Source organism: Enterococcus sp. DIV1337a (assembly GCF_051712285.1).
Taxonomy (GTDB): Bacteria; Bacillota; Bacilli; order Lactobacillales; family Enterococcaceae; genus Enterococcus; species Enterococcus faecalis.
Genome location: NZ_JBIOOP010000001.1, coordinates 220,001 through 243,613, shown reverse-complemented (window position 1 = coordinate 243,613; position 23,613 = coordinate 220,001). Strand labels below are relative to the sequence as shown.

General features: G+C 39.1%; 22 protein-coding genes, 25 tRNA genes and 2 rRNA genes (1 of these 49 running past the window's edge). 3 read left to right on the top strand and 46 right to left on the bottom strand.

The genetic code is table 11. The annotated features are described in order from the left end of the window. Positions 1 to 50: 50 nt before the first annotated feature. The 4 genes from IGL49_RS01290 to efp all read right to left on the bottom strand — a co-directional run bounded on the left by IGL49_RS01290 (position 51) and on the right by efp (position 3,075). On the bottom strand, positions 51 to 1,187 hold the full coding sequence (locus IGL49_RS01290) for a cystathionine gamma-synthase (protein WP_104854736.1): 1,137 nt from the start codon (positions 1,185 to 1,187) through the stop codon (positions 51 to 53). A 13-nt stretch (positions 1,188 to 1,200) separates the two neighbouring features. Further along, complete coding sequence (locus IGL49_RS01285) at positions 1,201 to 2,118, bottom strand: PLP-dependent cysteine synthase family protein (RefSeq protein ID WP_104854735.1); 918 nt, start codon at positions 2,116 to 2,118, stop codon at positions 1,201 to 1,203. 89 nt (positions 2,119 to 2,207) lie between these two features. Continuing rightward, complete coding sequence (locus IGL49_RS01280; RefSeq protein ID WP_002355203.1) at positions 2,208 to 2,345, bottom strand: hypothetical protein; 138 nt, start codon at positions 2,343 to 2,345, stop codon at positions 2,208 to 2,210. Positions 2,346 to 2,514: 169 nt separating this feature from the next. Continuing rightward, positions 2,515 to 3,075, bottom strand: coding sequence for an elongation factor P (gene efp / locus IGL49_RS01275; RefSeq protein WP_002355202.1), 561 nt, complete (start codon positions 3,073 to 3,075; stop codon positions 2,515 to 2,517). A 354-nt stretch (positions 3,076 to 3,429) separates the two neighbouring features. Between efp and IGL49_RS01270 the strand changes: the two genes are divergently transcribed. Next, positions 3,430 to 4,077 (top strand): FusB/FusC family EF-G-binding protein, encoded by a 648-nt coding sequence (locus IGL49_RS01270; protein ID WP_104854734.1) that lies wholly within the window; start codon positions 3,430 to 3,432, stop codon positions 4,075 to 4,077. Between the two features lie 38 nt (positions 4,078 to 4,115). Here the strand turns inward: IGL49_RS01270 and IGL49_RS01265 are convergent, their stop codons facing one another. The 3 genes from IGL49_RS01265 to fabF all read right to left on the bottom strand — a co-directional run bounded on the left by IGL49_RS01265 (position 4,116) and on the right by fabF (position 6,904). Further along, a complete protein-coding gene (locus IGL49_RS01265; protein ID WP_164982917.1) occupies positions 4,116 to 5,084 on the bottom strand; it encodes a dihydroorotate oxidase in 969 nt (322 codons plus the stop codon). 145 nt (positions 5,085 to 5,229) lie between these two features. Continuing rightward, positions 5,230 to 5,664: a 3-hydroxyacyl-ACP dehydratase FabZ gene (gene fabZ, locus IGL49_RS01260; protein ID WP_002355197.1), complete on the bottom strand. Its 435-nt coding sequence runs from the start codon at positions 5,662 to 5,664 to the stop codon at positions 5,230 to 5,232. 1 nt (position 5,665) lies between these two features. Then, positions 5,666 to 6,904 carry a beta-ketoacyl-ACP synthase II gene (gene fabF, locus IGL49_RS01255; protein WP_002358339.1) on the bottom strand — a complete coding sequence of 413 codons (1,239 nt, stop codon included), beginning with the start codon at positions 6,902 to 6,904 and terminating at the stop codon, positions 5,666 to 5,668. Between the two features lie 296 nt (positions 6,905 to 7,200). Between fabF and fabI the strand changes: the two genes are divergently transcribed. Then, positions 7,201 to 7,953: an enoyl-ACP reductase FabI gene (gene fabI, locus IGL49_RS01250; RefSeq protein ID WP_002358338.1), complete on the top strand. Its 753-nt coding sequence runs from the start codon at positions 7,201 to 7,203 to the stop codon at positions 7,951 to 7,953. A gap of 101 nt (positions 7,954 to 8,054) precedes the next feature. Here the strand turns inward: fabI and IGL49_RS01245 are convergent, their stop codons facing one another. The 5 genes from IGL49_RS01245 to IGL49_RS01225 form a co-directional block, all read right to left on the bottom strand. Beyond that, complete coding sequence (locus tag IGL49_RS01245) at positions 8,055 to 8,468, bottom strand: DUF4809 family protein (protein WP_164982918.1); 414 nt, start codon at positions 8,466 to 8,468, stop codon at positions 8,055 to 8,057. 29 nt (positions 8,469 to 8,497) lie between these two features. Beyond that, positions 8,498 to 9,433: a cation diffusion facilitator family transporter gene (locus IGL49_RS01240; protein ID WP_104854731.1), complete on the bottom strand. Its 936-nt coding sequence runs from the start codon at positions 9,431 to 9,433 to the stop codon at positions 8,498 to 8,500. Positions 9,434 to 9,575: 142 nt separating this feature from the next. Beyond that, positions 9,576 to 10,250, bottom strand: a complete 675-nt coding sequence (locus IGL49_RS01235; RefSeq protein WP_002355190.1) for an HD domain-containing protein — start codon at positions 10,248 to 10,250, stop codon at positions 9,576 to 9,578. 12 nt (positions 10,251 to 10,262) lie between these two features. Then, a complete protein-coding gene (locus IGL49_RS01230) occupies positions 10,263 to 10,775 on the bottom strand; it encodes a DNA-3-methyladenine glycosylase I (protein ID WP_002355189.1) in 513 nt (170 codons plus the stop codon). Positions 10,776 to 10,787: 12 nt separating this feature from the next. After that, a complete protein-coding gene (locus IGL49_RS01225; protein ID WP_164982919.1) occupies positions 10,788 to 11,279 on the bottom strand; it encodes a methylated-DNA--[protein]-cysteine S-methyltransferase in 492 nt (163 codons plus the stop codon). A gap of 110 nt (positions 11,280 to 11,389) precedes the next feature. Here IGL49_RS01225 and IGL49_RS01220 point away from each other — a divergent pair, with 110 nt between their 5' ends. Further along, positions 11,390 to 11,983 carry a bifunctional transcriptional activator/DNA repair enzyme AdaA gene (locus tag IGL49_RS01220; protein WP_164982920.1) on the top strand — a complete coding sequence of 198 codons (594 nt, stop codon included), beginning with the start codon at positions 11,390 to 11,392 and terminating at the stop codon, positions 11,981 to 11,983. A 17-nt stretch (positions 11,984 to 12,000) separates the two neighbouring features. Here IGL49_RS01220 and IGL49_RS01215 read toward each other — a convergent pair whose 3' ends face one another. The 34 genes from IGL49_RS01215 to IGL49_RS01050 all read right to left on the bottom strand — a co-directional run. Next, the gene (locus IGL49_RS01215; RefSeq protein WP_104854728.1) at positions 12,001 to 12,744 is read right to left on the bottom strand and encodes an alpha/beta hydrolase; all 744 of its coding nucleotides are present in this window, start codon (positions 12,742 to 12,744) and stop codon (positions 12,001 to 12,003) included. 478 nt (positions 12,745 to 13,222) lie between these two features. Beyond that, the gene (locus IGL49_RS01210) at positions 13,223 to 13,441 is read right to left on the bottom strand and encodes a hypothetical protein (RefSeq protein ID WP_373413002.1); all 219 of its coding nucleotides are present in this window, start codon (positions 13,439 to 13,441) and stop codon (positions 13,223 to 13,225) included. Positions 13,442 to 14,093: 652 nt separating this feature from the next. Next, positions 14,094 to 14,912, bottom strand: a complete 819-nt coding sequence (locus IGL49_RS01205) for a histidine phosphatase family protein (protein ID WP_104854727.1) — start codon at positions 14,910 to 14,912, stop codon at positions 14,094 to 14,096. A gap of 20 nt (positions 14,913 to 14,932) precedes the next feature. Further along, positions 14,933 to 16,399, bottom strand: a complete 1,467-nt coding sequence (locus tag IGL49_RS01200) for a glycoside hydrolase family 1 protein (RefSeq protein ID WP_104854726.1) — start codon at positions 16,397 to 16,399, stop codon at positions 14,933 to 14,935. Between the two features lie 124 nt (positions 16,400 to 16,523). After that, on the bottom strand, positions 16,524 to 17,954 hold the full coding sequence (locus IGL49_RS01195; RefSeq protein WP_104854725.1) for a 6-phospho-beta-glucosidase: 1,431 nt from the start codon (positions 17,952 to 17,954) through the stop codon (positions 16,524 to 16,526). A gap of 23 nt (positions 17,955 to 17,977) precedes the next feature. Then, positions 17,978 to 19,876 (bottom strand): beta-glucoside-specific PTS transporter subunit IIABC, encoded by a 1,899-nt coding sequence (locus IGL49_RS01190; protein WP_002358327.1) that lies wholly within the window; start codon positions 19,874 to 19,876, stop codon positions 17,978 to 17,980. A 73-nt stretch (positions 19,877 to 19,949) separates the two neighbouring features. Next, positions 19,950 to 20,792 (bottom strand): BglG family transcription antiterminator LicT, encoded by an 843-nt coding sequence (gene licT / locus IGL49_RS01185; protein WP_104854724.1) that lies wholly within the window; start codon positions 20,790 to 20,792, stop codon positions 19,950 to 19,952. A 244-nt stretch (positions 20,793 to 21,036) separates the two neighbouring features. Next, positions 21,037 to 21,108: transfer RNA gene (locus IGL49_RS01180), tRNA-Glu, on the bottom strand. A 15-nt stretch (positions 21,109 to 21,123) separates the two neighbouring features. Next, positions 21,124 to 21,211 (bottom strand) — tRNA-Ser (locus IGL49_RS01175). Positions 21,212 to 21,221: 10 nt separating this feature from the next. Continuing rightward, positions 21,222 to 21,295 (bottom strand) — tRNA-Ile (locus tag IGL49_RS01170). A gap of 13 nt (positions 21,296 to 21,308) precedes the next feature. Then, positions 21,309 to 21,379 (bottom strand) — tRNA-Gly (locus IGL49_RS01165). Between the two features lie 14 nt (positions 21,380 to 21,393). Further along, positions 21,394 to 21,466 (bottom strand) — tRNA-Phe (locus IGL49_RS01160). A gap of 5 nt (positions 21,467 to 21,471) precedes the next feature. After that, positions 21,472 to 21,545, bottom strand: a tRNA-Asp gene (locus tag IGL49_RS01155). Between the two features lie 48 nt (positions 21,546 to 21,593). Next, positions 21,594 to 21,667: transfer RNA gene (locus tag IGL49_RS01150), tRNA-Met, on the bottom strand. Positions 21,668 to 21,700: 33 nt separating this feature from the next. Next, a tRNA-Ser gene (locus IGL49_RS01145) sits at positions 21,701 to 21,790 on the bottom strand. Positions 21,791 to 21,802: 12 nt separating this feature from the next. Next, positions 21,803 to 21,874 (bottom strand) — tRNA-Glu (locus IGL49_RS01140). Positions 21,875 to 21,888: 14 nt separating this feature from the next. Continuing rightward, a tRNA-Ile gene (locus IGL49_RS01135) sits at positions 21,889 to 21,962 on the bottom strand. 9 nt (positions 21,963 to 21,971) lie between these two features. Next, a tRNA-Gly gene (locus IGL49_RS01130) sits at positions 21,972 to 22,042 on the bottom strand. A gap of 1 nt (position 22,043) precedes the next feature. Further along, positions 22,044 to 22,120: transfer RNA gene (locus IGL49_RS01125), tRNA-Asp, on the bottom strand. Between the two features lie 38 nt (positions 22,121 to 22,158). Then, a tRNA-Met gene (locus tag IGL49_RS01120) sits at positions 22,159 to 22,232 on the bottom strand. Positions 22,233 to 22,265: 33 nt separating this feature from the next. Then, positions 22,266 to 22,355, bottom strand: a tRNA-Ser gene (locus IGL49_RS01115). A gap of 33 nt (positions 22,356 to 22,388) precedes the next feature. Next, positions 22,389 to 22,462: transfer RNA gene (locus IGL49_RS01110), tRNA-Ile, on the bottom strand. A gap of 20 nt (positions 22,463 to 22,482) precedes the next feature. After that, positions 22,483 to 22,556: transfer RNA gene (locus IGL49_RS01105), tRNA-Met, on the bottom strand. A 23-nt stretch (positions 22,557 to 22,579) separates the two neighbouring features. After that, positions 22,580 to 22,652, bottom strand: a tRNA-Ala gene (locus IGL49_RS01100). A 13-nt stretch (positions 22,653 to 22,665) separates the two neighbouring features. After that, positions 22,666 to 22,739: transfer RNA gene (locus IGL49_RS01095), tRNA-Pro, on the bottom strand. 11 nt (positions 22,740 to 22,750) lie between these two features. Then, positions 22,751 to 22,824, bottom strand: a tRNA-Arg gene (locus IGL49_RS01090). A gap of 14 nt (positions 22,825 to 22,838) precedes the next feature. Beyond that, positions 22,839 to 22,924: transfer RNA gene (locus IGL49_RS01085), tRNA-Leu, on the bottom strand. Positions 22,925 to 22,939: 15 nt separating this feature from the next. After that, a tRNA-Gly gene (locus IGL49_RS01080) sits at positions 22,940 to 23,011 on the bottom strand. Positions 23,012 to 23,015: 4 nt separating this feature from the next. Continuing rightward, positions 23,016 to 23,091, bottom strand: a tRNA-Thr gene (locus IGL49_RS01075). Between the two features lie 6 nt (positions 23,092 to 23,097). Continuing rightward, positions 23,098 to 23,179, bottom strand: a tRNA-Leu gene (locus IGL49_RS01070). Between the two features lie 16 nt (positions 23,180 to 23,195). Continuing rightward, a tRNA-Lys gene (locus IGL49_RS01065) sits at positions 23,196 to 23,268 on the bottom strand. Between the two features lie 6 nt (positions 23,269 to 23,274). Beyond that, positions 23,275 to 23,347: transfer RNA gene (locus IGL49_RS01060), tRNA-Val, on the bottom strand. A 14-nt stretch (positions 23,348 to 23,361) separates the two neighbouring features. Further along, positions 23,362 to 23,477, bottom strand: a 5S ribosomal RNA gene (gene rrf, locus IGL49_RS01055). Positions 23,478 to 23,573: 96 nt separating this feature from the next. Next, positions 23,574 to 23,613, bottom strand: a 23S ribosomal RNA gene (locus tag IGL49_RS01050) (it continues 2,873 nt past the right edge of the window).

Below are 23,613 nucleotides of genomic sequence, written 5' to 3'. Positions count from 1 at the left end.
AAAAAGTAGAACTAAATAATTAACAGTCATTTAGCTCTACCTTATCTTCATTATGCTTGTAATCCCTTTTCTAAATCAGCCAATAAATCTTCGACTGCTTCAATTCCTACAGATAAACGAATGAGTCCATCTTTAATTCCCACGGCTTCACGATTTTCTTTGGGAATAGATGCGTGAGTCATAATGGCAGGTACTTCAATTAAGCTTTCTACGCCACCTAAACTTTCCGCTAAAGTAAAAATTTCCAACGCTTCTACGAAAGGAACGACTTGCTCATCCTTGGCTAATTCAAAAGAAATCATGCCACTAAATCCCGACATCTGTTTTTGTGCAATTTCGTGACCAGGATGACTCGCTAGTCCTGGATAATACACCGTTGCTACAGCTGGATGCGCTTCTAAAAATTCTGCGATTTTTTGAGCATTTTGGGTATGCGCTGCCATCCTGACACCTAATGTTTTTAAACTACGTTGGACCAGCCAACTATCATGTGGTCCTAAAACAGCGCCAATCGCATTTTGTAAAAAGGCAATCTTTTCTGCGCTTTCTGAATGATTCGTTACGACTAAACCAGAGACTACATCACTATGGCCCCCTAAATATTTTGTCCCGCTATGAACCACAATATCAGCACCTAACGCTAACGGCCGTTGAAAATAAGGCGTCGCAAACGTATTATCGACAATCGTTAACAACTGATGTTTTTTAGCAAGCTTAGCCGCCGCTTCAATATCAGTGATTTTTAACAGTGGATTACTTGGTGTTTCCAAAAACAAGGCTTTTGTATTTGGCTGAATTGTATCTTCAATTGTTGATAAGTCACTGGCGTTTACAATCGTGTAGCTTAACCCATTTGCCACAAATACTTTGTCCAATAAACGGAAACTGCCACCATAAACATCGTCACCCAATAAAATATGATCTTCGGGTCCAAACATAGAAATGATTGCATGAATACCAGCTAAGCCTGAACTAAACGCAAAGCCATGGCTCCCACCTTCTAACTCAGCAATTAAGTTTTCTAACGCGTGACGTGTGGGATTACCTGAACGAGAATATTCATATTCTTTTGGCTGGCCCACACCATTTTGCTCAAAGGTTGACGTTTGATAAATAGGAACACTCACTGCACCGGTTGTTGCGTCTTTGCTAATGCCGCCATGAATTAATTTGGTATTGAATTTCATAAAAATTTTCCTCCTAAGAATAAATATTTTTTGATAAATAACGGTCACTACCGTCAGGAAAAATAGTTACAATTGTGCTACCTGCTGGTAAGCGGCGCGCCTCTCTTAATGCCGCCGCAAACGCTGCGCCGCTGGAGCTTCCCACCAGCAAAGCGCTTTTCTTAGCTAATTGTTTGACCCAGAAAAAACCATCCTCGTCTGAAATGGTATAAAAGCCGTCCACAGGAATCTGTTTAAGAAAAGGCGGCACGAACTCCACACCAATGCCTTCGATTTCATGTCCGTGTACAGGTCCGCCATTTAAAATCGAACCTTCTGGCTCCACACCCCATAGTTGCGTCTTACTATTTTGTTCTTTGAGATATCTGCCAACACCTGCAAATGTTCCACCACTGCCTAAACCTGCGACAAAGCTAGTAATCTTCCCGCCTAAGTCTTGAACAATTTCAGGTCCTAATCCTTCGTAGTAAGCAGCAGGATTATCTGGATTTTCAAATTGTAACGGCACGTAACTATTAGGAATTTCCTTGGCTAAGTCTTGGGCACTAGTTATCGCTCCGACAATCCCTTGCTCTGTTGGCGAAGGGACAATTTTAGCACCTAACGCTTGCATCAGCTGTTGTTTTTCCTGACTAAATTTTTCTGGCACAACAAAGATTGTCTTGAGGCCCAGTTGACTGGCAGCTAATGCCAGTCCAATCCCTGTATTCCCCGCTGTCGGTTCAATAATTGTTGTGGCTTGATTTATCTTTCCCGTTTTCATTGCTTCTTTGAGAAGGTGGACACCGAGCCGATCTTTGACGCTGCCACCTGGATTCAAATATTCTAGTTTCGCATAAATTTTAGTGCCTTCTGGCATAGGATATTGTTCACTTGTAAATTCAAATAATGGTGTTGCTCCGATTGTGTCTAAAATTGACTGAACAATCATAGCGAATTCCTCCTTCTAATACATGTACATAAAACAAAAAGGTGCTGATCGCATCAGCACCTTTTTTGTTTATTTCTGGTTGTCTAGATTCAGAGAGGAATCGTGTTAGGCAATTTTTCAGAAATAACGGAGGTTTTCCCCATCACAAAAGAGTATGCTGCACTATTTTGCACCATACAACAACAGCTTTCCGTTTCTAAAAAAGGGCTAGCTTGTTTTTTCGTCATGGTTGATTTCCTCCTTCGTCATGTGTTGACCAAACTATACCATTTCCCATTTTCTAGTGTCAACGATTCTAACGATTGCTATTTCCTATCACACCAATGGTTTTATTATAGGCAGAAGAATTAATAGACCAAAAAAAAACAGAAGGCTAGCCTTCTGTTTTTCTGCTACTTATTTAGCACGTTTTAAATACGTACCTTCCGCAGTATTAATTTCTAATAATTCATCTGCTTCAACAAAATCTGGAACGTTAACAACTAATCCTGTTTCCATTGTAGCGGGTTTACCAGAACCAGTTACTGTTGCGCCTTTGATTGAAGGTTGTGTTTCAGCAACACGTAAGATTACCGTTGTTGGTAAAGTTAAACCAATGACTTCTTCACCATAAAATTGAATTTTTACTTCCATATTTTCTAATAAATATTTTAGTTCTTCTTCAATTAAAGCAGTTGGTACTTCATATTGTTCATATGTTTCTAAATCCATGAAAATAGCCATATCATCTTGGCTGTATAAATATTGAACCGGTTTTGTATCGATGTGCGCTTTTTTCACTTTTTCATCTGGGCGCATCGTTGTATCTGTTGTTGAACCCGTACGAACATCTTTTAATTTCATACGCATAACCGTGTTACCTTTACCTGGTTTGTGGTGGCTAGCTTCCATTACTTTAATTAATTTGCCGTCTTGCTCAAAAGTCATACCGGCTTTTAAATCGCTTGCTGCAATCATTGTAATTTCTCCTTTTCTCTGGTTAATTCTTCATTATTGTAGCAAATAACCTAGGATTAATCTAGGAAATCACGTATCTTTTTTAGAAGTTTATCACTCCCCAGACATTGAATTGGGAAATAAAACGAGTTTAACTTGCCTTTTTTCTTGAATTGCGTTAGAATTACCAAGCTTTCATCAATTATTTTCACTTTTTACATAGAAAAAATCAATCATTAAAGGGGGTGATGATATGATACGTCAAACGCTATCTTTATCAAAAACACATGAGGTTGTCTGTCACTAAACATACGTTGGTGAGACAAATTGCCTTTCAGCGTATGTACTCGGTCTATTTGAAAGGAATTTAAAATCATGAACCCAACTATTCAACCTTACCAATTTAACATAATTAAAGAACAAGTCGCTGTGTTACTAAACACCTATACGTCTGTCAACGATGCTACGACTGTCAAAACTGTCCAGGCCCTATGTGCCGAAAAAATCAATGGGTTATTTCCAGAAGAACAGCCTGCTGTTACGATTTTGTTGGACAAAGTGATGGATCGTCGTTTAACACGCGCGCGTGCTGAAAAATATTTAGACGAATTAAAAGAAACCGTGTTGCCCTTTAAAGAACCTTCAACACCACAAGTCACGAAAGTCTTTCGCAAAGTGAAAAAGTTAAAGATTCCTGAGTGGGAAAACATGGATTTACGGAACAATACCTACGTCGGTTGGAACGACGCTGGGACTCAGAAAAAATTTATCTTAGCTTATCGAGAAAATAAATTAATCGGTGTCCACGGCACCCTTTCACCCACCATTGTTAAAGGTGTTTGCTCCATCTGTCAAACAATCACGAATGTGTCTATGTTCCTAGCTACCACCAAATCAGGCGGCGACGGAACCTACACGAAAAAAGGCAATTATATTTGCCATGATAGCGAACAGTGTAACCAACAATTAACACAACCTGAATATTTGGAAGCCTTTATGGAAAATGTTAAGGCTGTGAAATAATAAAAAAACCGTCAAGAAATTTTCTTGACGGTTTTTTATTACATCTCTTTCAATTTCCCACGAAATTCTTCAATACTTTCATAACCTTTTGCTGCCATGATTTCTTGTAATTCTTTGGCTAGACGTTCAAAAACAGCTGGACCTTCTTGATGCAATTGTGTGCCAACTTGTACTAATGTCGCACCACATAAAAGATGCTCAAAAACATCTTTTCCACATGTAATACCGCCCGTTCCAATAATTTTGATTTCTGGTTTCAAACGTTGCGCAAACGCACGAACATTGGCTAACGCTGTTGGTTTGACATATTCGCCGCCCAGTCCACCGAAGCCTCCTTTTGGTTTAATGACCACTTCTTCCTTGTCACTGTCAATATATAAACCATTACCAATGCTATTAATACTATTCACGTATAATAAAGGGAATTTATTTAAAATTTCAGCCATTGCGTCAAAATGCGCAATATCAAAAAATGGGGGTAATTTTACACCTAATGGTTTAGTAAAAAATTGGAAAACTTCTGTTAAAAGCTTTTCTGTTAATTCAAAATCATAAGCAATTTGTGGTTTACCAGGTAAATTGGGACAAGACAAATTAAATTCTGTCACTCCTGTGTATTCACTATCTTGCACTTTTTTTAAAATAGCGATATTTTCCTCATAATTCATACCAGATACAGATAAAAAGCGTAACTCCTCAGGAAATTCCTTTTGACGTGCAATCTGATAATCTAAATAATAATCAATCCCTAAATTAGGCAAGCCCATTGAATTAATACTTCCTAATGGTGTATCAAAATACCGAGGCTCCTCATTGCCCTGACGAGGATTAGGTGTTGCCGTCTTAGCGACAAAAGCGCCTGCTTGAGAAGCCGCTAACTCGTCCATTTCCTTAATTGTCATACAATGAATGCCTGATGCGTTCATTAACACATTCGCCAATTTATGTCCCGAAAACTCTACTGAAATATCCAAAAGAAAAACCCTCCTGTAAATTGATTTACTCATAAGCTTACCACCTTCACGTAAGCTTTTTATGATTATAGCATGTTTTTTTGTGTTAGTGTTATTTATATAAATTTAAAAAAGGAATAAGCCAATGTGACTTATTCCTTTCCTTAGGGAAACTAACGTATCTAAAATTGATTCATTTTTATCGTCCCACAATAAACGTCAATTCACATTCGCAGACCTTTTTATCTTCCACGTAAGCAGTCGCTTTGCCGATGCCGACAAAGTCACGTAATTTGACGATTTCAAAATGTAATTTCAAAACATCACCGGGAACCACTTTTTGACGGAATTTGGCTTTGTTGATACCGCCAATATAGGCTGTTTCACCTTCAAATTGATCCATTTTTAAGATTAAAATCGAACCTACTTGTGCCAATGCTTCAATAATCAAAACACCTGGCATTGTTGGATTTCCAGGGAAATGTCCTTGGAAAAATTCTTCGTTAATTGTCACATTTTTTGTTGCAATAATCTTTTCATTTGGAATAATTTCATCCACATAATCAATATAACAAATCGGATAGCGATTAGGAATCATTTCCATAATTTCTGTTGCAGTCATTACTTTTTTCATACTAGTTTTCCTCCCATTTCTTCAAGCAAATTACACCATTATGGCCACCAAAGCCAAACGAATTACTAATTGTATAGTCCGCTGTAATGTCACGTGCACCTTCTGTGACATAATCTAAATCACAATCTGGATCAGCAACTTGGTAGCCTACTGTCGGATGAGCTTTTCCTTCTTGCAATGTTTGCACACAAGCGATCGCTTCGATACCGCCAGCCGCGCCCAATAAATGTCCAGTCATACTCTTTGTACTTGAAATTGGAATTTGCGATGCTCGCTCACCAAAGACACGTTTGATGGCCGTTGTTTCCGCAGCGTCATTCGCTGGGGTTGACGTACCATGAGCATTGATATACCCAATTTGTTCCGGCGTAATTCCTGCTTCCGCAATCGCCATTTCCATCGCAGCCGCCGCGCCACTACCGTCTTTTAAAGGAGCGGTCATGTGGCTAGCATCACAGTTGCTGCCATAACCAACAATTTCGCCGTAGATAGTTGCACCACGTTTCTGTGCATGCTCGAGTTCTTCTAAAACCAGCATTCCTGCACCTTCACCCATCACAAAACCTTTTCGTTCTTTATCAAAAGGAATCGAAGCCCGAGTCGCATCTTCTGTTGTATTTAAAGCATTCAATGCCGCAAAGCCTGCAATCCCAATTTCACATACTGTGGCTTCTGTCCCCCCAGTTACCATCATGTCCGCTAGACCATATTTAATCGTGCGAAAAGCTTCACCAATCGCATTCGTCGCAGAAGCACAAGCAGTCACGATAGTTTGAGAAGGTCCTTTTGCACCTAAACGAATCGAAATATTTCCCGCTGCCATATTGGCAATTACCATGGGCACGAAAAATGGTGTTACGCGTTTTGCGCCTTTTTTATCCATTACCCGTACTTGGTCTTGTAAGGTAGTCATCCCGCCAATCCCACTACCGACAATCACACCTAAACGAGTCGGGTCAATCGTTGCTTCTGTTAAACCACTCATTTCCCACGCTTCTAAAGCAGCGACCAAGCCATATTGAGAAAATAAGTCCATTCTTTTTTGCTCTTTGCGTTCTAAAACAGCACTTGGGTCAAACTCTTTCACTTCACCAGCCAAAGCCACCCCAGTATCTTCAGAATCAAATTTAGTGATTTTGCCAATTCCTAGCTTGCCATCTACTAGATTATGCCAAAATTCTTTTACGGTATTGCCTAATGGTGTTACGGCACCCATGCCGGTTATGACCACTCTTTTCATACTTTACCTCCGAGTTTATTTTGATTATCAAACTATTATATCATGCGGTTTCCAGCACTTTTTCTTAAAAAATAAGAAAAATAGTTTGACTTTCAAAGTATTTTGGTTAATAATTCAGACATCAGGAAAAATGTCTGTTTTTTCAAGATTAGAAAATTGAGAAGATTTTGTTATCATTCTCACACAGATAATACCAGTTGAAATTTTATTCGTCAACTCAATAAATGTAACTTTTACATTTTGATGAAGAAAAGCCTATTCTATCAACAAAAATTTTTTATTAAAGGAGATTTTATATGTTTTTACAAAATAAGAATGTCGTCGTAATGGGTGTTGCCAACAAAAAAAGTATTGCTTGGGGCTGTGCAAAAGCATTAAAAGATCAAGGAGCTAATGTTATTTATACGTATCAAAACGAACGCATGAAAAAGCAAGTGGTTAAATTAGCAGATGAAAATGATTTGTTGGTGGAGTGCGATGTTGCTTCTGATGCGTCGATTCAAGCAGCCTTTGAAACAATTAAAAATGAAGTGGGTACGATTGATGGACTAGTCCATGCGATTGCTTTTGCTAAAAAAGAAGAATTATCTGGAAACGTTAGTGACATCACTCGTGATGGTTTCCTATTAGCACAAGATATTAGTAGTTACTCTCTTTTAGCAGTCACTCATTATGCGAAACCTTTGTTAAATCCTGGTTCAGGAATTGTCACATTGACGTATTTAGGTTCCGAACGTGCGATTCCTAACTACAATATGATGGGGATTGCTAAAGCGTCTTTAGAAACTGCCGTGAAATATTTAGCTTTTGAATTAGCTGCAGATAAAATTCGTGTCAACGGGATATCCGCAGGAGCGATTAAAACATTGGCTGTGACTGGTGTAAAAGACTACGATCAATTGATTAGTATTTCTAATGAGCGGACACCAGATAAAACAGGTGTGACCATTGAAGAAGTCGGAAACACTTGTGCCTTTTTAGTCAGCGAACTAGCTAGTGGTGTGGTCGGCGACATCATTTATGTCGATAAAGGCGTTCATTTAACCTAATCATTTTTTGTCTTTATTTTCTATTTATACATTACCAAAAAACAGAGATTGGACAATCTCTTTCAATCATTGATTGTCCAATTTCTGTTCTATTTTGTACTTTATTCTATAATAAAATTGACAGTTTCAATTCCAAAAACAGTTGTTAGGATTTGATTGACTTGTTCAAAAAGTTTTGGTAAATCTTCCAGTTTATTTTTAGATTGGATTTTTTCAGAACCGTTATCGTAACTTAAATGATTGTACGCTTCTTTAAAGGTTACTGTCGTGTCTTCTTTTTGATAAAGGATATATTCGTCATCTAGCATATCCATTTGCAGCTCCTGTTTAAATCCATTTCTGGCAACAACAGCAGAAACTAGATGAGCAACTGTCAAGCCATCTAATGGAATGTCCACTCCATTCATTGCTAATGTATAGACGGTATCTTCCACTAAACTACAGGCGTTGCAACCGCCACTGGTTAAATCTACTGTACTTGTTATAATTGCCTCTTGCATCGTTTCTTCCCCCATATTGTTTTTTAAAGTTATTCTTTCATTTGTTATTTACGAACGTAATTCACATCATAATCGTCAACTTCAATATAGATATAGATTTTTTTATCAGGCATTTTACTGCGAATGTCTCGTTCAATCGCATTCACAACATCAGGTGCATCTTCTTCCATTGGTTCTACCACATCAATTTTCGCCGCTACTAAAATTTCTGTTGGGCCTAAATGAACGGTCTTTACATCAATTAGTTTTTCAACATCCGCTCGATCAAATGCGGTTTTAATTTTCGCTAAATCTGTAGCGGTCACACTTTCACCAATAATCAAACTATAAAATTCTTTCGCTAAGAAAATAGCTGCACACATTAATAGTAAACCAATCAGTAAGCCACTGATAGCATCAAATGCAGCAATCCCAGTCACCATTGTTAAAATGGTCCCCACCAAAGCTAAACACAAGCCAATAACCGCACAAAAGTCTTCCGTAAAAATAATTAAAATCTCACTGTGACGACTTTCTCGCAAAAATTTTAAGAGCGATAATTTCTCTGTATTCAATTCTTTGATTTCTTTCATCGCTACACGCAAAGAGCTACCTTCCACGAGCAAACCAAAAATTAAAATACCAACGACAATAGCCACATTTTCTACTTCGTGAGAGGGATGCAATAACTTTTGAATAGCCTCCATTACGCCTAACGCACCCCCACCAAAAAAGAGCATCGTTGCAACAATTGTACTAAAAAAGTACTTTGCACGGCCTTCTCCAAATTGATGTAACGCACTTTGTCCACGAGAAGCGCGCTTATTCCCAAAAAGTAATAACACCTGATTACTACAGTCTACGACACTGTGGATACTTTCATTCATCATAGCGGTACTACCACTTAAAGCAAAACCAACAAATTTACTAATCGCTACTAAAATATTCGCAATCAGTGCGGCAATAACTGCAAACATGCCACTCGATTTTTTTGTCTCCATAATTACCTCCTATATGTAACGTAAAACTAAGATAAACCATCCGTTTATTCATCCATCATTTTACCACTTCTGAGGTATTTGTAAAAAAGAGTTCTCTTAAAATTCAAAAAGAAATGTACTGACTGTTTTAGTTGGCCCTCATTTATCGGTGTCCATCCCACTCTTGATAAAATTCCTCCAGATAAAGTTCCATAAATTGATGACGCTTTTCCGCCAATAAGCGACCATAATTTGTATTCATTTGTTCCTTTAACTTTAAAAGTTTCTCATAAAAATGCATAATAGCAGTATCTTCCCCATTCCGGTATTCTTCTTGGGTTAACTGTTCACGAGGTTGTTTGTGAGGATCGTGAATTAAACGGCCTTTATTTCCCGAATAAGCCATCACCCTTGCAATTCCAATTGCGCCGATGGCATCTAGTCGATCCGCATCCTGGACCACTTTTCCTTCTAATGTAGTAACTGTTTTCCCAGTATTTCCTCCTTTAAAGGACATATTAGCAATAATGGAAAGGATGTGATTCGTTTGCTCTGTTGATACGTTATTTGCTTCCAACCATTGTTGCACCTTTAGCAAGCCAGCCTCTTCACTTTCGTTAAATTTTTCATCGCCAATATCATGTAACAATGCTGTTAATATACATAAAAATAAATTTGCTTGTTCTTTCTCTGCAATTGTTTTTGCTAATTGTGTCACTCGATAAATATGCCACCAGTCATGGCCACTTGCTTCGTTGGCTAATTCTTGTTGAACATAACGCTCTGCTGCTTGAATAATTGTTTGTTCTTCAAAACTAAGAGATTCATTTTCAAACATCCTAACACTCCTTTATTCTGGATTTAAAATTTCCACCTGGATAATCCCGCTAGCTTTCAGAAACATATTGGTGACAATCGGACCTACAAAAGAAAATCCTCTTTTTTTTAAGTCTTTTGCTACGTTATCTGATAAAAGCTGTGTGCGTGGGACTTGGTATGCTTCTTCATAAATAGATAAAACGGGGACGTTTTTTACAAATTGCCATAGATAATTGGCAAAACTGCCAAATTCTTCTTGTACTTTTAAAATTGCTTGCGCATTTTTAATGGTTGCTTCAATTTTGCGCCGATTGCGAATCATATCTGGATCAGCTACTATTCGATCGACTTCATCAGGCAACAGCGCGGCAACTTTTTCCGGCTTCATTTGGCAAAAATTTTTCATGAATGCTACTTTTTTCCCTGCCGCTGCTTTCCAACTTAATCCAACTTGAAAAACACCCACCGTCAACAACAAAAACAGTAAATCATCCTCTCTTGTAGGTTTTCCCCATTGTTCTGTATACCATTGATAGTTGTTCATCGCCGCCTCCTTTTAAGACTGTTCAAATGTTAATAATGCTTGTTTCATTGCTAAACCACCACGGTAACCGGTTAATTGTCCCTTGCTGCCGATGACTCGATGGCAAGGAATGACCATTAATAAAGGATTTTTCCCAATCGCTGTGCCAACTGCTCGAACCGCACGTGGACGCCCAATTTTTTCTGAAATTTCTTGATAGGTCATTGTCTCACCATAAGGTATTTCTTGCAACGCCTGCCAAACTTCTTTTTGAAAAGGCGTTCCTTCTATGTCTATGGGGCAAGCAAACGTTGTCGAATGTTGGTTAAGATAACTTATTAATGCTTCTTTATAAGGCGCAGTTTTCTTTTCAGAAGCTTCTAATTGTGCTTGAGGGTACCATTTTTTCAGCTCTTCTATCGATTGATTGGCTGAACCTACAAAAGTTAGTCCTGCGTCTGTCACACCAAGATAATAGTAATCTTTCTGCCATTCTTGTTGCGCATAATAAATCTTTTTTGCCATATTTCTACACTTCTTTCTCGTGTTTTCTTATCTTCATTATAATTCTTTTGGCTTTCAAAATCTTGCGCTCCTATCACTTTTCACTTGTTTTTATTAGGGATTCTTTTACAATGAAGAAAACTGGAGGTGTTCTTACAATGAAAACAACGTATCGACTTACTCAGAAACGTTGGGAAGCCATTCAAAATAATAATACGCAATTTGATGGTGATTTCTTTTATGGTGTGACCACAACTAAAATTTTTTGTCGCCCTTCATGCTCTTCCCGTGTGCCCAATAAGAACCACGTTCTGATTTTCAAAACGGCTCAGGAAGCTTTAACACTTGGTTTTCGTCCATGCAAAAGATGTCAACCAACTGGGCAAGTCGTTCCTAATGAGGAATGGGTTGCTCAAATTAAGCAATTTATTGATTGGCATTCTGCGGAACCATTAAGTTTAGACTACTTAGCGCAAGCCTGCCACGGTAGTCCCTTTCATTTGCAGCGAACTTTTAAGGAACAGACGAAACAAACCCCATTAGCTTATTTAACAAGTGTCCGAATTAGGCAAGCCCAAGAATTACTTCTACATTCAACCCTTACGATTCAACAAATCGCGAAAAAAGTCGGCTTCCAAACCGCAGCATATTTTGCCACCACTTTTAAAAAAGAAACAGGCGTAACCCCCTCTGTTTATCGCAGTAAAAACGAGCCGAAAAAATAACGTTTCGGCTCATCGGATTAGTTATTGGTGCGTGTTTGTAACCACGCTACAATCAATTGACTGATTTCTGTTTGCTGTTGCGCATTAGAAATTGTCGCTTTGTTGTCACCTTTTTGGACACCGTAATTACCAAACCCTGCATGATTCCCACCTTTGATAGATACATACTGCGTATCTTTTGGCAAAAACTGTTTGGCTTTTTGATAGCTAGCCCAATTTAAAACACCATCGTTTGTAGCTGTTATTGAAAGAACTGGCAGATTCTGCTTATTTAGTGCACCTTTCTCGTCAGGATAGCTGGCTAAATAAATCATGCCTTTGATTTGTTGCTCATTTTCCGCCACAAAACGACTAGCCATCACACCACCCAGAGAATGCCCAGCCAAAACGAAGTTTTGTTGTGGATGATCCTTTATAATCTGTTCTGCAGCATTTGGTGCAAGAACCGCTAAGTTCAAAGGAAAATGAACAACATAGACATCATAACCTTTCGTAGCAACTTCTTGCGCCCATTCACTATAACTAGCGGGCACAACCAATGCACCTGGATAAAAAATCAGTGCTGTATCATTTTTTTGCCCGTTTGTATAATAATCATAGTTTTTTTCTTGCTTAGCACTTTGACTTATTTTCAAGGCTGAATCAGTCGCTTGATACGTACTATTTTTAATAAAAATAGTCAGGCCGATGACTAAGATTACTAAAAAAAGCCCAAGTCCTAGGACAATTTTTTTCCAGCGTGATTTTGTTCTATTTTTCATTTCATTTCCTCCCAATAAAAAAATTCTTCTTTCTGATTCTACCTTTAATAAAAAAAGAACACAACAATAGGAGTTGATGGAGCACCCTTTTCTTGCTCCACCAACTCCTAAATAGACTGTTTCTCGACGCCTGGGATTATTTTGTCTCTTTTTCGCCCGCTTCTAAGTAGCTGATAATAACCGTTTCAAATCATCATTTTATTTTTCCTATACTTCCCTTATTAAAATAACAATGAAGCTGAAAGCAGAAATATTAACACCGAACAGATCAATAAAGCCCTGTTATTTGATAAAGTATATTCTAAATAGATATACTCGCCAATGAAAAATACTATCAGAACTAACGAAGCCCTCAATAAACCAACATTTTCAAAAATATATTCTTTGAAAATGAAGGAAAGGACTCCTAAAATAAGGAATGATAGTAACATTGACTTAACAATAAACCATTGCTTCCTCGCCATTCTAACACTTCTCTCTAAGGAATATTAATTGTATAGTTCCAATTCCAGCCACCGATATATTTCCCTAAACTTATTCTTCTAATTCCGTTTTCTACTGCCCATTTTGCTGTTGCAGCTGCTCCAGCTGTTATAACTGCTGCTACACCTGCACCGACTGGTCCTGCTGCTGCAAATTGCTTGGCATACCAGCCCACATATCCACCTACAAATGCGCCAGCTGCCCATGCATTCATAAGACAGCTACAGAAATTAAAAATTTGTTTTTCATAATTTAAAGCTCCTCCTTTTACTTTGATATCCGATTTTTTAATACCTAACAACTGTTAATTTTTGCTGATCAACAAACATACTATGGTACTTTCTTCATCAATTCCCTCCCTTTCATAAATTTGTCTGTTGTAAAAATAGTAGCATACACTATTTTAAATAGACATAGCTATTATTCTATTTTATAGGGACACATTACTAATATAAGCAAGCATAGTAACAGCCTTATACAATTTAGATAATAAATAACAACCTATTTCATTAACTAAAAAAAAACAGTCATAAAAAGGACTGGTTTTTAACAGATACATGTCACAATTTTTTCATACTATTTATTTAATAGTTGATTCGCTAATTAAAAAAATAATTTATAATTTTCACTTAATATAAATGTAAAAATACCCCATCAGAACATGCTTTTATTCAGTTAGTAAAAAAAACGGTCCAAAATCTAGTCAGCATAGTTATGCGATAAATCATTTTTGAGCTCGAACCACTTCTATTTAAAAATGTGATGAGGCAAGCCTTCACTTTTAATAAAAAAACAATAGGAGTTGGTGAAGCAACCCTTTTCTTGCTCCACCAACTCCTAACTAGACTGTTTCTCGTTTCCTTAGATTATTTTGATTCTTTTTCGCCTGCTTCTAAGTAGCTGACATCATTGACTTTATCCAAAGTATATTCGCCATTTTTGTAATGAATTGTTGTGACACTAGCATTCTTCAAACCGCCTTCTGGGACTTTAAAATCATCAAATAAAGTTGCTAACAACGCTGAAATACTCAAGCCATGAGAGACCACTAAAACATTGCCATTCCCGGGATTGGCTGATTCTGTAGCAACAATTTTATCTAAGCCTTTTTTCAAACGTTTAGTAATTGTAGCATAGTCTTCTGCAGGCCAGTTATTCTTGCTTTCCTCGCGCTGTTGATCCAGTTTAGCTACGCTGTTGGCAAAGGATTCAGGAGTCATGTTTTTCATAAATTCTTCTAAGGAAACACCTTGATCATCAGCAATATCCTGCCACATTGTCTTGTTTAAATCCCCTTCATAGCTACCAAAATTAAATTCACGTAAATCTGGGTCACGCACGACTTCAAGGTCTTTGCCTGCTTTATTTTGATCTAAAATAAGTTGAGCAGTTTGCAAGGCGCGGCCACTATCACTACTATATGCATTTTGAAAGGCAACATCTTTCAAACCAATCCCAGTTGCTGTCACAACTTTTTCACCTTCTGGTGTTAAGACCGCATCTGACCATCCTTGTACGCGGTCCGTCGTATTTAACATGGTTTTTCCATGGCGCACAATGTAAAGAGTTAGTTCTTCAGGTTTTGTCTCTTTTTCTTTTGTCGTTGCTTGCTGATTTTTACCACAACCAACCATTACTAAAATGGCCAGAAAAAGCATCCCCACAATCGTCAATCGTTTTGTCATTTTTTATTTCCCCTCATTTTCTACTCAGTTGTTAAGTTTTCTCCATTACTAGCGATAACTTGTTTGTACCAATTAAATGATTTTTTCTTAGTTCGTTTCAAGGTTCCCTGACCTTGGTCATCCATGTCTACATAGATAAAGCCGTAACGTTTTTTCATTTCACCAGTCCCTGCTGAAACTAAGTCAATACAACCCCAAGGCGTATAACCAATTAAGTTAACCCCATCTTCTTCTACTGCGGTTCTCATCGCTTCAATATGTTGTTTAAAATAATCAATGCGGTAATCGTCGACAATTGAGCCATCCTTTTGCAATGTGTCCACCGCGCCAAACCCGTTTTCAACCACAAACAATGGCATATTGTAACGATCTGACAACTGACACAATGAAATTCTTAACCCTAAAGGATCGACAGCCCAGCCCCATTCAGATTCTTGCAAATAAGGATTTTTAACCGCGGGCATTTGGTTGCCTCCGACATATTTTACTTCTTCGGGATATGCAGTCGAAACGGTCGACATATAATAACTAAACCCGATATAATCAACTGTTCCTTTTTGAATAATCGCCAAATCCTCTGACTCCATTTGAATAGTTATTCCTTCACGTTCAAATTCTTTGAGCTTATGTGCTGGATAATACCCCTTAGCCTGGACATCCATATAAAATTCTTGCTCTCGGTTAAATTGAACAGCTGCCATCACGTCCTCAGGTTTGCAGGACAAAGGATAACTCGGGATATAAGCTACCATCATACCAATTTGGAAATCTGGATTGATGGAATGGCCTAATTCTACTGCTTTCGCACTTGCTACAAATAGATGATGCGCCGCTTGATATTTACTTTGTTTATCATTATTGTGAATCCCAATTTGCGTCCAACTTCTTAAAAAATTAATTTCATTAAAAGTCATCCAATACTTCACTTTATCCTGATAACGTGTAAAAATGGTTTCGCAAAAGAAAACAAAGAAATCAATCACTTCACGATTTTTCCAACCATCATATTCATCGGCCAAATACATCGGAATATCAAAATGGTTAATCGTCACAACGGGCTCAATTCCATGGCGTAGCAAAGTATCAAAAACTTTATCATAAAAGGCTAAGCCTTCTTCATTAATCTCTTTTGTTCCATTTGGGCAAATCCGGCTCCAGGCGATAGATAGCCGAAAACATTTGAAACCCATTTCTGCAAATAAGGCGATATCTTCTTCATAATGATGGTAGAAGTCCGTCGCTACATGACTAGGGTAGTATAACTCTTCATCGATATAGCCAATCGCTCCTTCGGGTAATGCTTGATCGCGCGTACACGAAGCCTTTTGGCCCTCTTTAGTTAAATACGTAATCCGTCGCGGTTCTGTTTGACTACCACCAGTAATTGCATCTAATGTACTCAGACCTTTGCCTCCTGAAAGATAGCCACCTTCATATTGGTTAGCAGCTGTTGCGCCGCCCCATAAAAAATTTTTTGGAAATCCCATAAAATCCCTCTTTCCCTCTGTTTTTAGGCATAACAAAGAAACCATCAAGGTGATTAACGTTGGCAGAAGAATTCTTGTATTTTTTCTACCAACGTCAAACGCCCTTTAATAGTTGCTAATTTTATTAATTACTTAAATCTTCACCATTTGTTGCGATTACTTTTTTGTACCAATCAAACGATTTCTTCTTGCTTCGTTTTAACGTACCATTTCCTTCGTTATCGCGATCCACATAGATAAAGCCATAGCGTTTTTTCATTTCACCTGTTCCAGCTGATACTAAATCAATACAGCCCCAAGTCGTATAGCCTAACAAGTCGACACCATCTTGTTCAACGGCATCTTTCATCGCTTGAATATGCGCCGCCAAATAATCGATACGATAATCATCGACTACATCACCATTTTCGTCTGGTGTGTCTACCGCTCCTAAGCCATTTTCAACAATGAATAGTGGTTTTTGATAACGATCATATAAATCATTCATCGTAATTCTCAAACCAAGCGGATCAATTTGCCAACCCCATTCACTGGCTTTTAAATAAGGATTTTTCACAGAGGCAAAGATGTTACCAGCTGTTTGTTCATTAATTTCTGGATCTGTTGATGTGACACGAGAAGAATAATAAGAGAACGAAATGAAGTCCACCGTATGTTCTTTTAAAAGTTCTTCGTCGCCTTCTTCCATTTCAATTTGAATACCTTTACGGGCCATTTCTTTTAAAGCATACGCAGGGTATTCCCCACGTGATTGGACATCAATAAAGAAATAATTTTCACGATCTGCTTGTCGAGCAGCGAAAACATCTTCTGGTTTACAAGTATAAGCGTAGTTGGAACCAGCCGCTAACATACAACCTACTTGGTTTTCAGGATCTACCTCATGAGCAATTTTTGTCGCAATTGCACTTGCTAGTAGTTCATGATGAGCCGCTTGGTATTTCACTTGTTCTTTGTTTTCGCCATCTTCAAAGTATAGACCTGCTCCCATAAATGGTGCATGTAAAATCATATTAATTTCGTTAAATGTTAACCAATATTTGACTAATCCTTTATATCGGTTGAAAATTACACGGCAAAGATTTTCATAGAAACCTACTAACTTACGACTACGCCAAGCGCCATATTCTTCCACTAAGTGCATTGGACAGTCAAAGTGTGTAATCGTTACTAGTGGCTCAATCCCATATTTATGACATTCTTTGAATAAGTCTTCATAGAACTTCAAGCCTTCTTCATTCGGCTCTGTTTCATCTCCCATTGGAAAAATTCGACTCCAAGCAATGGATAAACGGTATGTTTTAAAACCCATTTCACCAAACAAGGCGATGTCTTCTTTATAGCGATGATACATATCAATCGCCTCTTGTGCAGGATAGAAATGTTCTTCATCAAAGTTAAACATTTTCTTTTCACCAGTGATTACTGGAAAACGATCTGGACCAGTTGGCGCTAAATCGACGTTTGCCAAACCGCGTCCACCTTCGTTATAGCCGCCTTCACATTGATTGGCTGCTGTTGCGCCACCCCATAAAAAGTCTTTTCTAAATGCCATAAATTCTCTTCCTCCACATCTTTTTATATTAAAGCGGTCAGCAAATCATCACTTGTTGAAACTTCATTACTGCCGACTTCCAAAATATCTAAATAATCCGCTGTATTCGTCACAACGATTGGAATTTGTGTACTAAACCCAGCTTTTTTAATTCCTTCTAAATCAAAGGTTACTAATGTTTGACCTTTTTTCACGCGGTCACCTTGTTTTACAAAAGCTTCAAAGCCTTCGCCTTCTAATTGAACTGTATCAATCCCAATATGAATCAATAACTCTGTGCCGTTATCTGAAATCAAACCTAATGCATGTTTTGTTGGGAATAGTGTGACAATCGTTCCATCAAAGGGTGCAACCACTTTGCCTTCCGTTGGTTCAATCACGACCCCATTTCCTAATGCTCCATTTGCAAAAGCAGGATCCTCTGCATTTTTTAAAGATAACACTCGTCCTTTGACTGGACTTGTAATATTTTCTTTTTTAATCGTTGTTTTATCAATAATCACTTCTTCTTCCTCAACTGTATTGTCTTTCCAGAAGAAGAATGTTAGACCAAAACCAACGACCGCTGCAATGGCAATTGCAATAAAGGACTGGATCATCCCACTTGCATCATCACCATTGATAAAGTTTAGCACACCGAAAATTCCTAAACCACCCATTGTATAAGCTGTCACATTGTTGATCATCAAATATAAACCACCGACAGCGCCACCAATCATTGAATAAATAAATGGCCATTTTTTTGGTAAAGTGATTCCATAAATTGCTGGCTCTGTTACACCAAAAATACCAGAGATAATTGCTGGCGGACACAAAGCTTTTAACTTTTTATCTTTCAATTTGAAGAACATCGCTAAAACAACCGCTGTTTGCGCAAAACTAGCTGCAAATGATCCCGTTAATACTTGGCTTGAGCCTTCTTGTGTCACTTGCATAATAGCTAATGGCACAACGCTCCAATGTAAACCAAAAATAACCAAGACTTGCCAGAAGAAACCAAGAATCAAACCATACAAAGCTGGCGAGAAACTCATTAATGCTGTAAAGCCAGCGCTTAATAAATCTGTTAGCATGCTAACGATTGGCCCAATTACTAAGAAACCAATTGGTAAGGCAATCAACAAGACGAAAAACGGTACTAAGAACGTTTGAACAACTTCTGGAATAATACGTTTAAACACTTTTTGAACTTGTGCCGCAAAAGCAATAATGAAGATGATTGGTACGACACTACTTGTATAGTTCGCACCGACCCAAGGAATCCCCATAAATGTATTATAGGCAGGTAAACCGAATAAATTATACGGTGCTGCGGCTCCGGCACCCGCTGTTGTTTCAAAGGCCGTTTGTAATGCACTTCCTTGAATCGTTGGGTAACATAAAGCTGCGCCAATCACGATCCCTACCATTGGATGCAACCGGAATTTTTTAGCTGCTGTATAACCTAAAATAACTGGCATAAAGTAGAAAATTGCATCGCCAATCCCATTTAACATGGTATAAGTCCCTGACGTAGCCGTATAGAGCTTTAAGAAAACCAATAAGGCATTTAACCCTTTGACCATCCCAGCCGCTGCTAACGCCCCTAAAAAGGGTTGGAAACAACCACTTAAAATATCTATTAAGCGATCAAATAAATTCCCACTGGAAGCTTCTTCTTCACGTTCTCCTGACAAGCCTGCAATACTAACTACTTCTTCGTAAACCGCTGGAACATGGTTCCCAATAACGACTTGGTATTGTCCGCCGCTTTTCATAACAGTTACCACACCGTCCATATTTTTTAAGACATCATCATTCGCTTGACTCTCATCTTTTAATTTGAAGCGAAGACGTGTGATACAATGTGTCAAACTATTAATATTCTCTTGCCCACCGACATTTTTTACAATTTTTTCTGCTAGTTCATGATATTTTCCCATCTTTTTTTCCTCCAAAAATTTATTTTCATTTGAAGGTTTAGCCAACTGAATGTCACTATCCAAAGTGGTGCTTTTATGGTTCCGTTGTTTGTACAATTCGTGCAATGTGAATCGTTAGGTACAAGCGTTCTTCATTTGAAACTTGATAGTCATAGTTCTCATTTAAATACAAGCTGATCTTTTCCACGCAACGATAGGCGTTGAGATATTTCTTTTTAATTACCGCATACAGTTCTTCATCATCATTTTCTACAACTTCACGTTGGTGTAATAAGCGATAACAGAAAAATTTTAAATGTGTGCTAAATCGATAAAAGTAGACAGAGTCTTCATCAAAACTTACCTTAAAATAGTATTTGACGATATTTGTAATCTCTTGCATCAACTTTGTCAATTCGTAAATATTACCGACTTCTTCCTCCATCTCCGCATTTACCAAGTGCAATGCGATAAAACCTGCCTCATCCGTTGATAATTCCATTCCTACGCGCTTTTGTACCATTTTTAAAGCATTTACTCCTACTTCGTACTCTTCAGGAAAAAAACGTTTAATATCCCATAATAATAAATTTTTAATTGCAATTCCTTGTTTTTTTCTTTCTAAAGCGGTGTACAAATGATCCGTCAGAGAAATATAAATGGTATCATTCAAACTCTTTTTCAACGTTGATTTTGCATAAACAATAATGTCATCCGAGAGTTTCATCATTTCTAAAGGAATATTTCCTAACAATTCTTGAAACTTAAGTGATGTTTCTTGATTGGCTAAATAAAAAACTTGATCGATATTTTCATCAGGAACCCAATCACCAATGCGTTTCTTAAAAGCAATTCCTTTGCCCATAACAATTTGCTCTCGTTTATCATCATCTAATGTAATAACCACATTATTGTTCAAAATTTTGTGAATAATCAATGCCCCACCTCCTTTGTGTTTCGTTGAAAAAAGAAAAACCTAATTTCTTCAAAAAGAACGACACACACGTCGCTTCATGAAAAAATTAGGTTTAGCTTGTCTTTAAACAATCACTATCCATCTATTTACTTATCCCTACATCCAAAGAATAACATATTTACAACAAATGTCAACGCTTTCAACAACATTTTTTTTTGCAATAAAAATAAAAAAAGCATACAAACATTGTTTGTATGCTTCACTATGACCCGTACGGGACTCGAACCCGTGTTACCGCCGTGAAAGGGCGGTGTCTTAACCGCTTGACCAACGGGCCATTAAAAAGAAAAAACGGAGAAGGAGGGATTTGAACCCTCGCGCCGGTTTCCCGACCTACACCCTTAGCAGGGGCGCCTCTTCAGCCACTTGAGTACTTCCCCAAGAAATAAATGGGCCTAAATGGACTCGAACCATCGACCTCACGCTTATCAGGCGTGCGCTCTAACCAGCTGAGCTATAGGCCCCAAATAAGAAAAAAGCGGGTGACGAGAATCGAACTCGCGACAACAGCTTGGAAGGCTGTGGTTTTACCACTAAACTACACCCGCAAATTTTTCTTGGATGGCGCGGGACAGAATCGAACTGCCGACACATGGAGCTTCAATCCATTGCTCTACCAACTGAGCTACCGAGCCAAAAACGGTCTGGACGGGACTCGAACCCGCGACCTCCTGCGTGACAGGCAGGCATTCTAACCAGCTGAACTACCAAACCAATTCGTTTTTGCTTTATACAAATGTATGCTTTAAAAAATAAAAGCAATTGCGGGGGCAGGATTTGAACCTACGACCTTCGGGTTATGAGCCCGACGAGCTACCTGACTGCTCCACCCCGCGATAATTAGACTAAGGAAATTTAATTCCTAAGAAAGGAGGATAAGGGATTCGAACCCTTGCACGGTTTTACCCGCCTGACGGTTTTCAAGACCGTTCCCTTCAGCCGGACTTGGGTAATCCTCCGTAACAAAACTATGACCCGTACGGGACTCGAACCCGTGTTACCGCCGTGAAAGGGCGGTGTCTTAACCGCTTGACCAACGGGCCATTTTATAAAATTATGGGCCTAAATGGACTCGAACCATCGACCTCACGCTTATCAGGCGTGCGCTCTAACCAGCTGAGCTATAGGCCCAAAAAGAAAAGCGGGTGACGAGAATCGAACTCGCGACAACAGCTTGGAAGGCTGTGGTTTTACCACTAAACTACACCCGCATGGCGGTCTGGACGGGACTCGAACCCGCGACCTCCTGCGTGACAGGCAGGCATTCTAACCAGCTGAACTACCAAACCATACTTTTCTTTTTATGTGCTTTTGAAATCAAAAGCAATTGCGGGGGCAGGATTTGAACCTACGACCTTCGGGTTATGAGCCCGACGAGCTACCTGACTGCTCCACCCCGCGATAATTAGACCAAGGAAATTTAATTCCTAAGAAAGGAGGATAAGGGATTCGAACCCTTGCACGGTTTTACCCGCCTGACGGTTTTCAAGACCGTTCCCTTCAGCCGGACTTGGGTAATCCTCCATGATAAAAATAAAACTATAAACAACGTCACAATGGACCTTGTAGGACTCGAACCTACGACCGGACGGTTATGAGCCGTCTGCTCTAACCAACTGAGCTAAAGGTCCAGGCTCTTCCAAATGTATAATCGCGGCGGAGGGGATCGAACCCCCGACCTCCCGGGTATGAACCGGACGCTCTAGCCAGCTGAGCTACACCGCGAAACTCTTATATTAAAATAAGAATGGAGCCTAGCGGGATCGAACCGCTGACCTCCTGCGTGCAAAGCAGGCGCTCTCCCAGCTGAGCTAAGGCCCCATGAAAATTATTATCGGGAAGACAGGATTCGAACCTGCGACCCCTTGGTCCCAAACCAAGTGCTCTACCAAGCTGAGCTACTTCCCGTATATAACTAATGCACCCAAAGGGAGTCGAACCCCTAACCTTTTGATTCGTAGTCAAACACTCTATCCAGTTGAGCTATGGGTGCTAAATATAAAACAATGCCGAGGACCGGAATCGAACCGGTACGGTGATCACTCACCGCAGGATTTTAAGTCCTGTGCGTCTGCCAGTTCCGCCACCCCGGCGTAATGAATTGGCTAAGCGGAAAACGGGGTTCGAACCCGCGACCCCCACCTTGGCAAGGTGGTGCTCTACCACTGAGCTATTTCCGCAAAATGGTGCCGGCTAAAGGACTTGAACCCTCGACCCTCTGATTACAAATCAGATGCTCTACCAACTGAGCTAAGCCGGCTAAATATGCGGGTGAAGGGACTTGAACCCCCACGCCTTGCGGCGCTAGATCCTAAATCTAGTGCGTCTGCCAATTCCGCCACACCCGCAAATGAAATATGAATATGAGCCGTACAGGGCTCGAACCTGTGACCCTCTGATTAAAAGTCAGATGCTCTACCAACTGAGCTAACGGCTCAAAAAATGGAGGTTAACGGGATCGAACCGCTGACCCCCTGCTTGTAAGGCAGGTGCTCTCCCAGCTGAGCTAAACCTCCAAAAACAACAATTCGCGTGGCGACGTCCTACTCTCACAAAGGGAAACCCTTCACTACAATCGGCGCTAAGAAGCTTAACTTCTGTGTTCGGCATGGGAACAGGTGTATCCTTCTCGCTATCGCCACCACACTGGGTGTTGTTTCTTATTGAGTTGAATCTTCATTCACTCAAAACTGGATTGAAGTTTGAATCAAAATAACCAAGTTGCTTTTACTTATCCATTCTTTGGTTAAGTCCTCGACCGATTAGTATTGGTCCGCTCCAA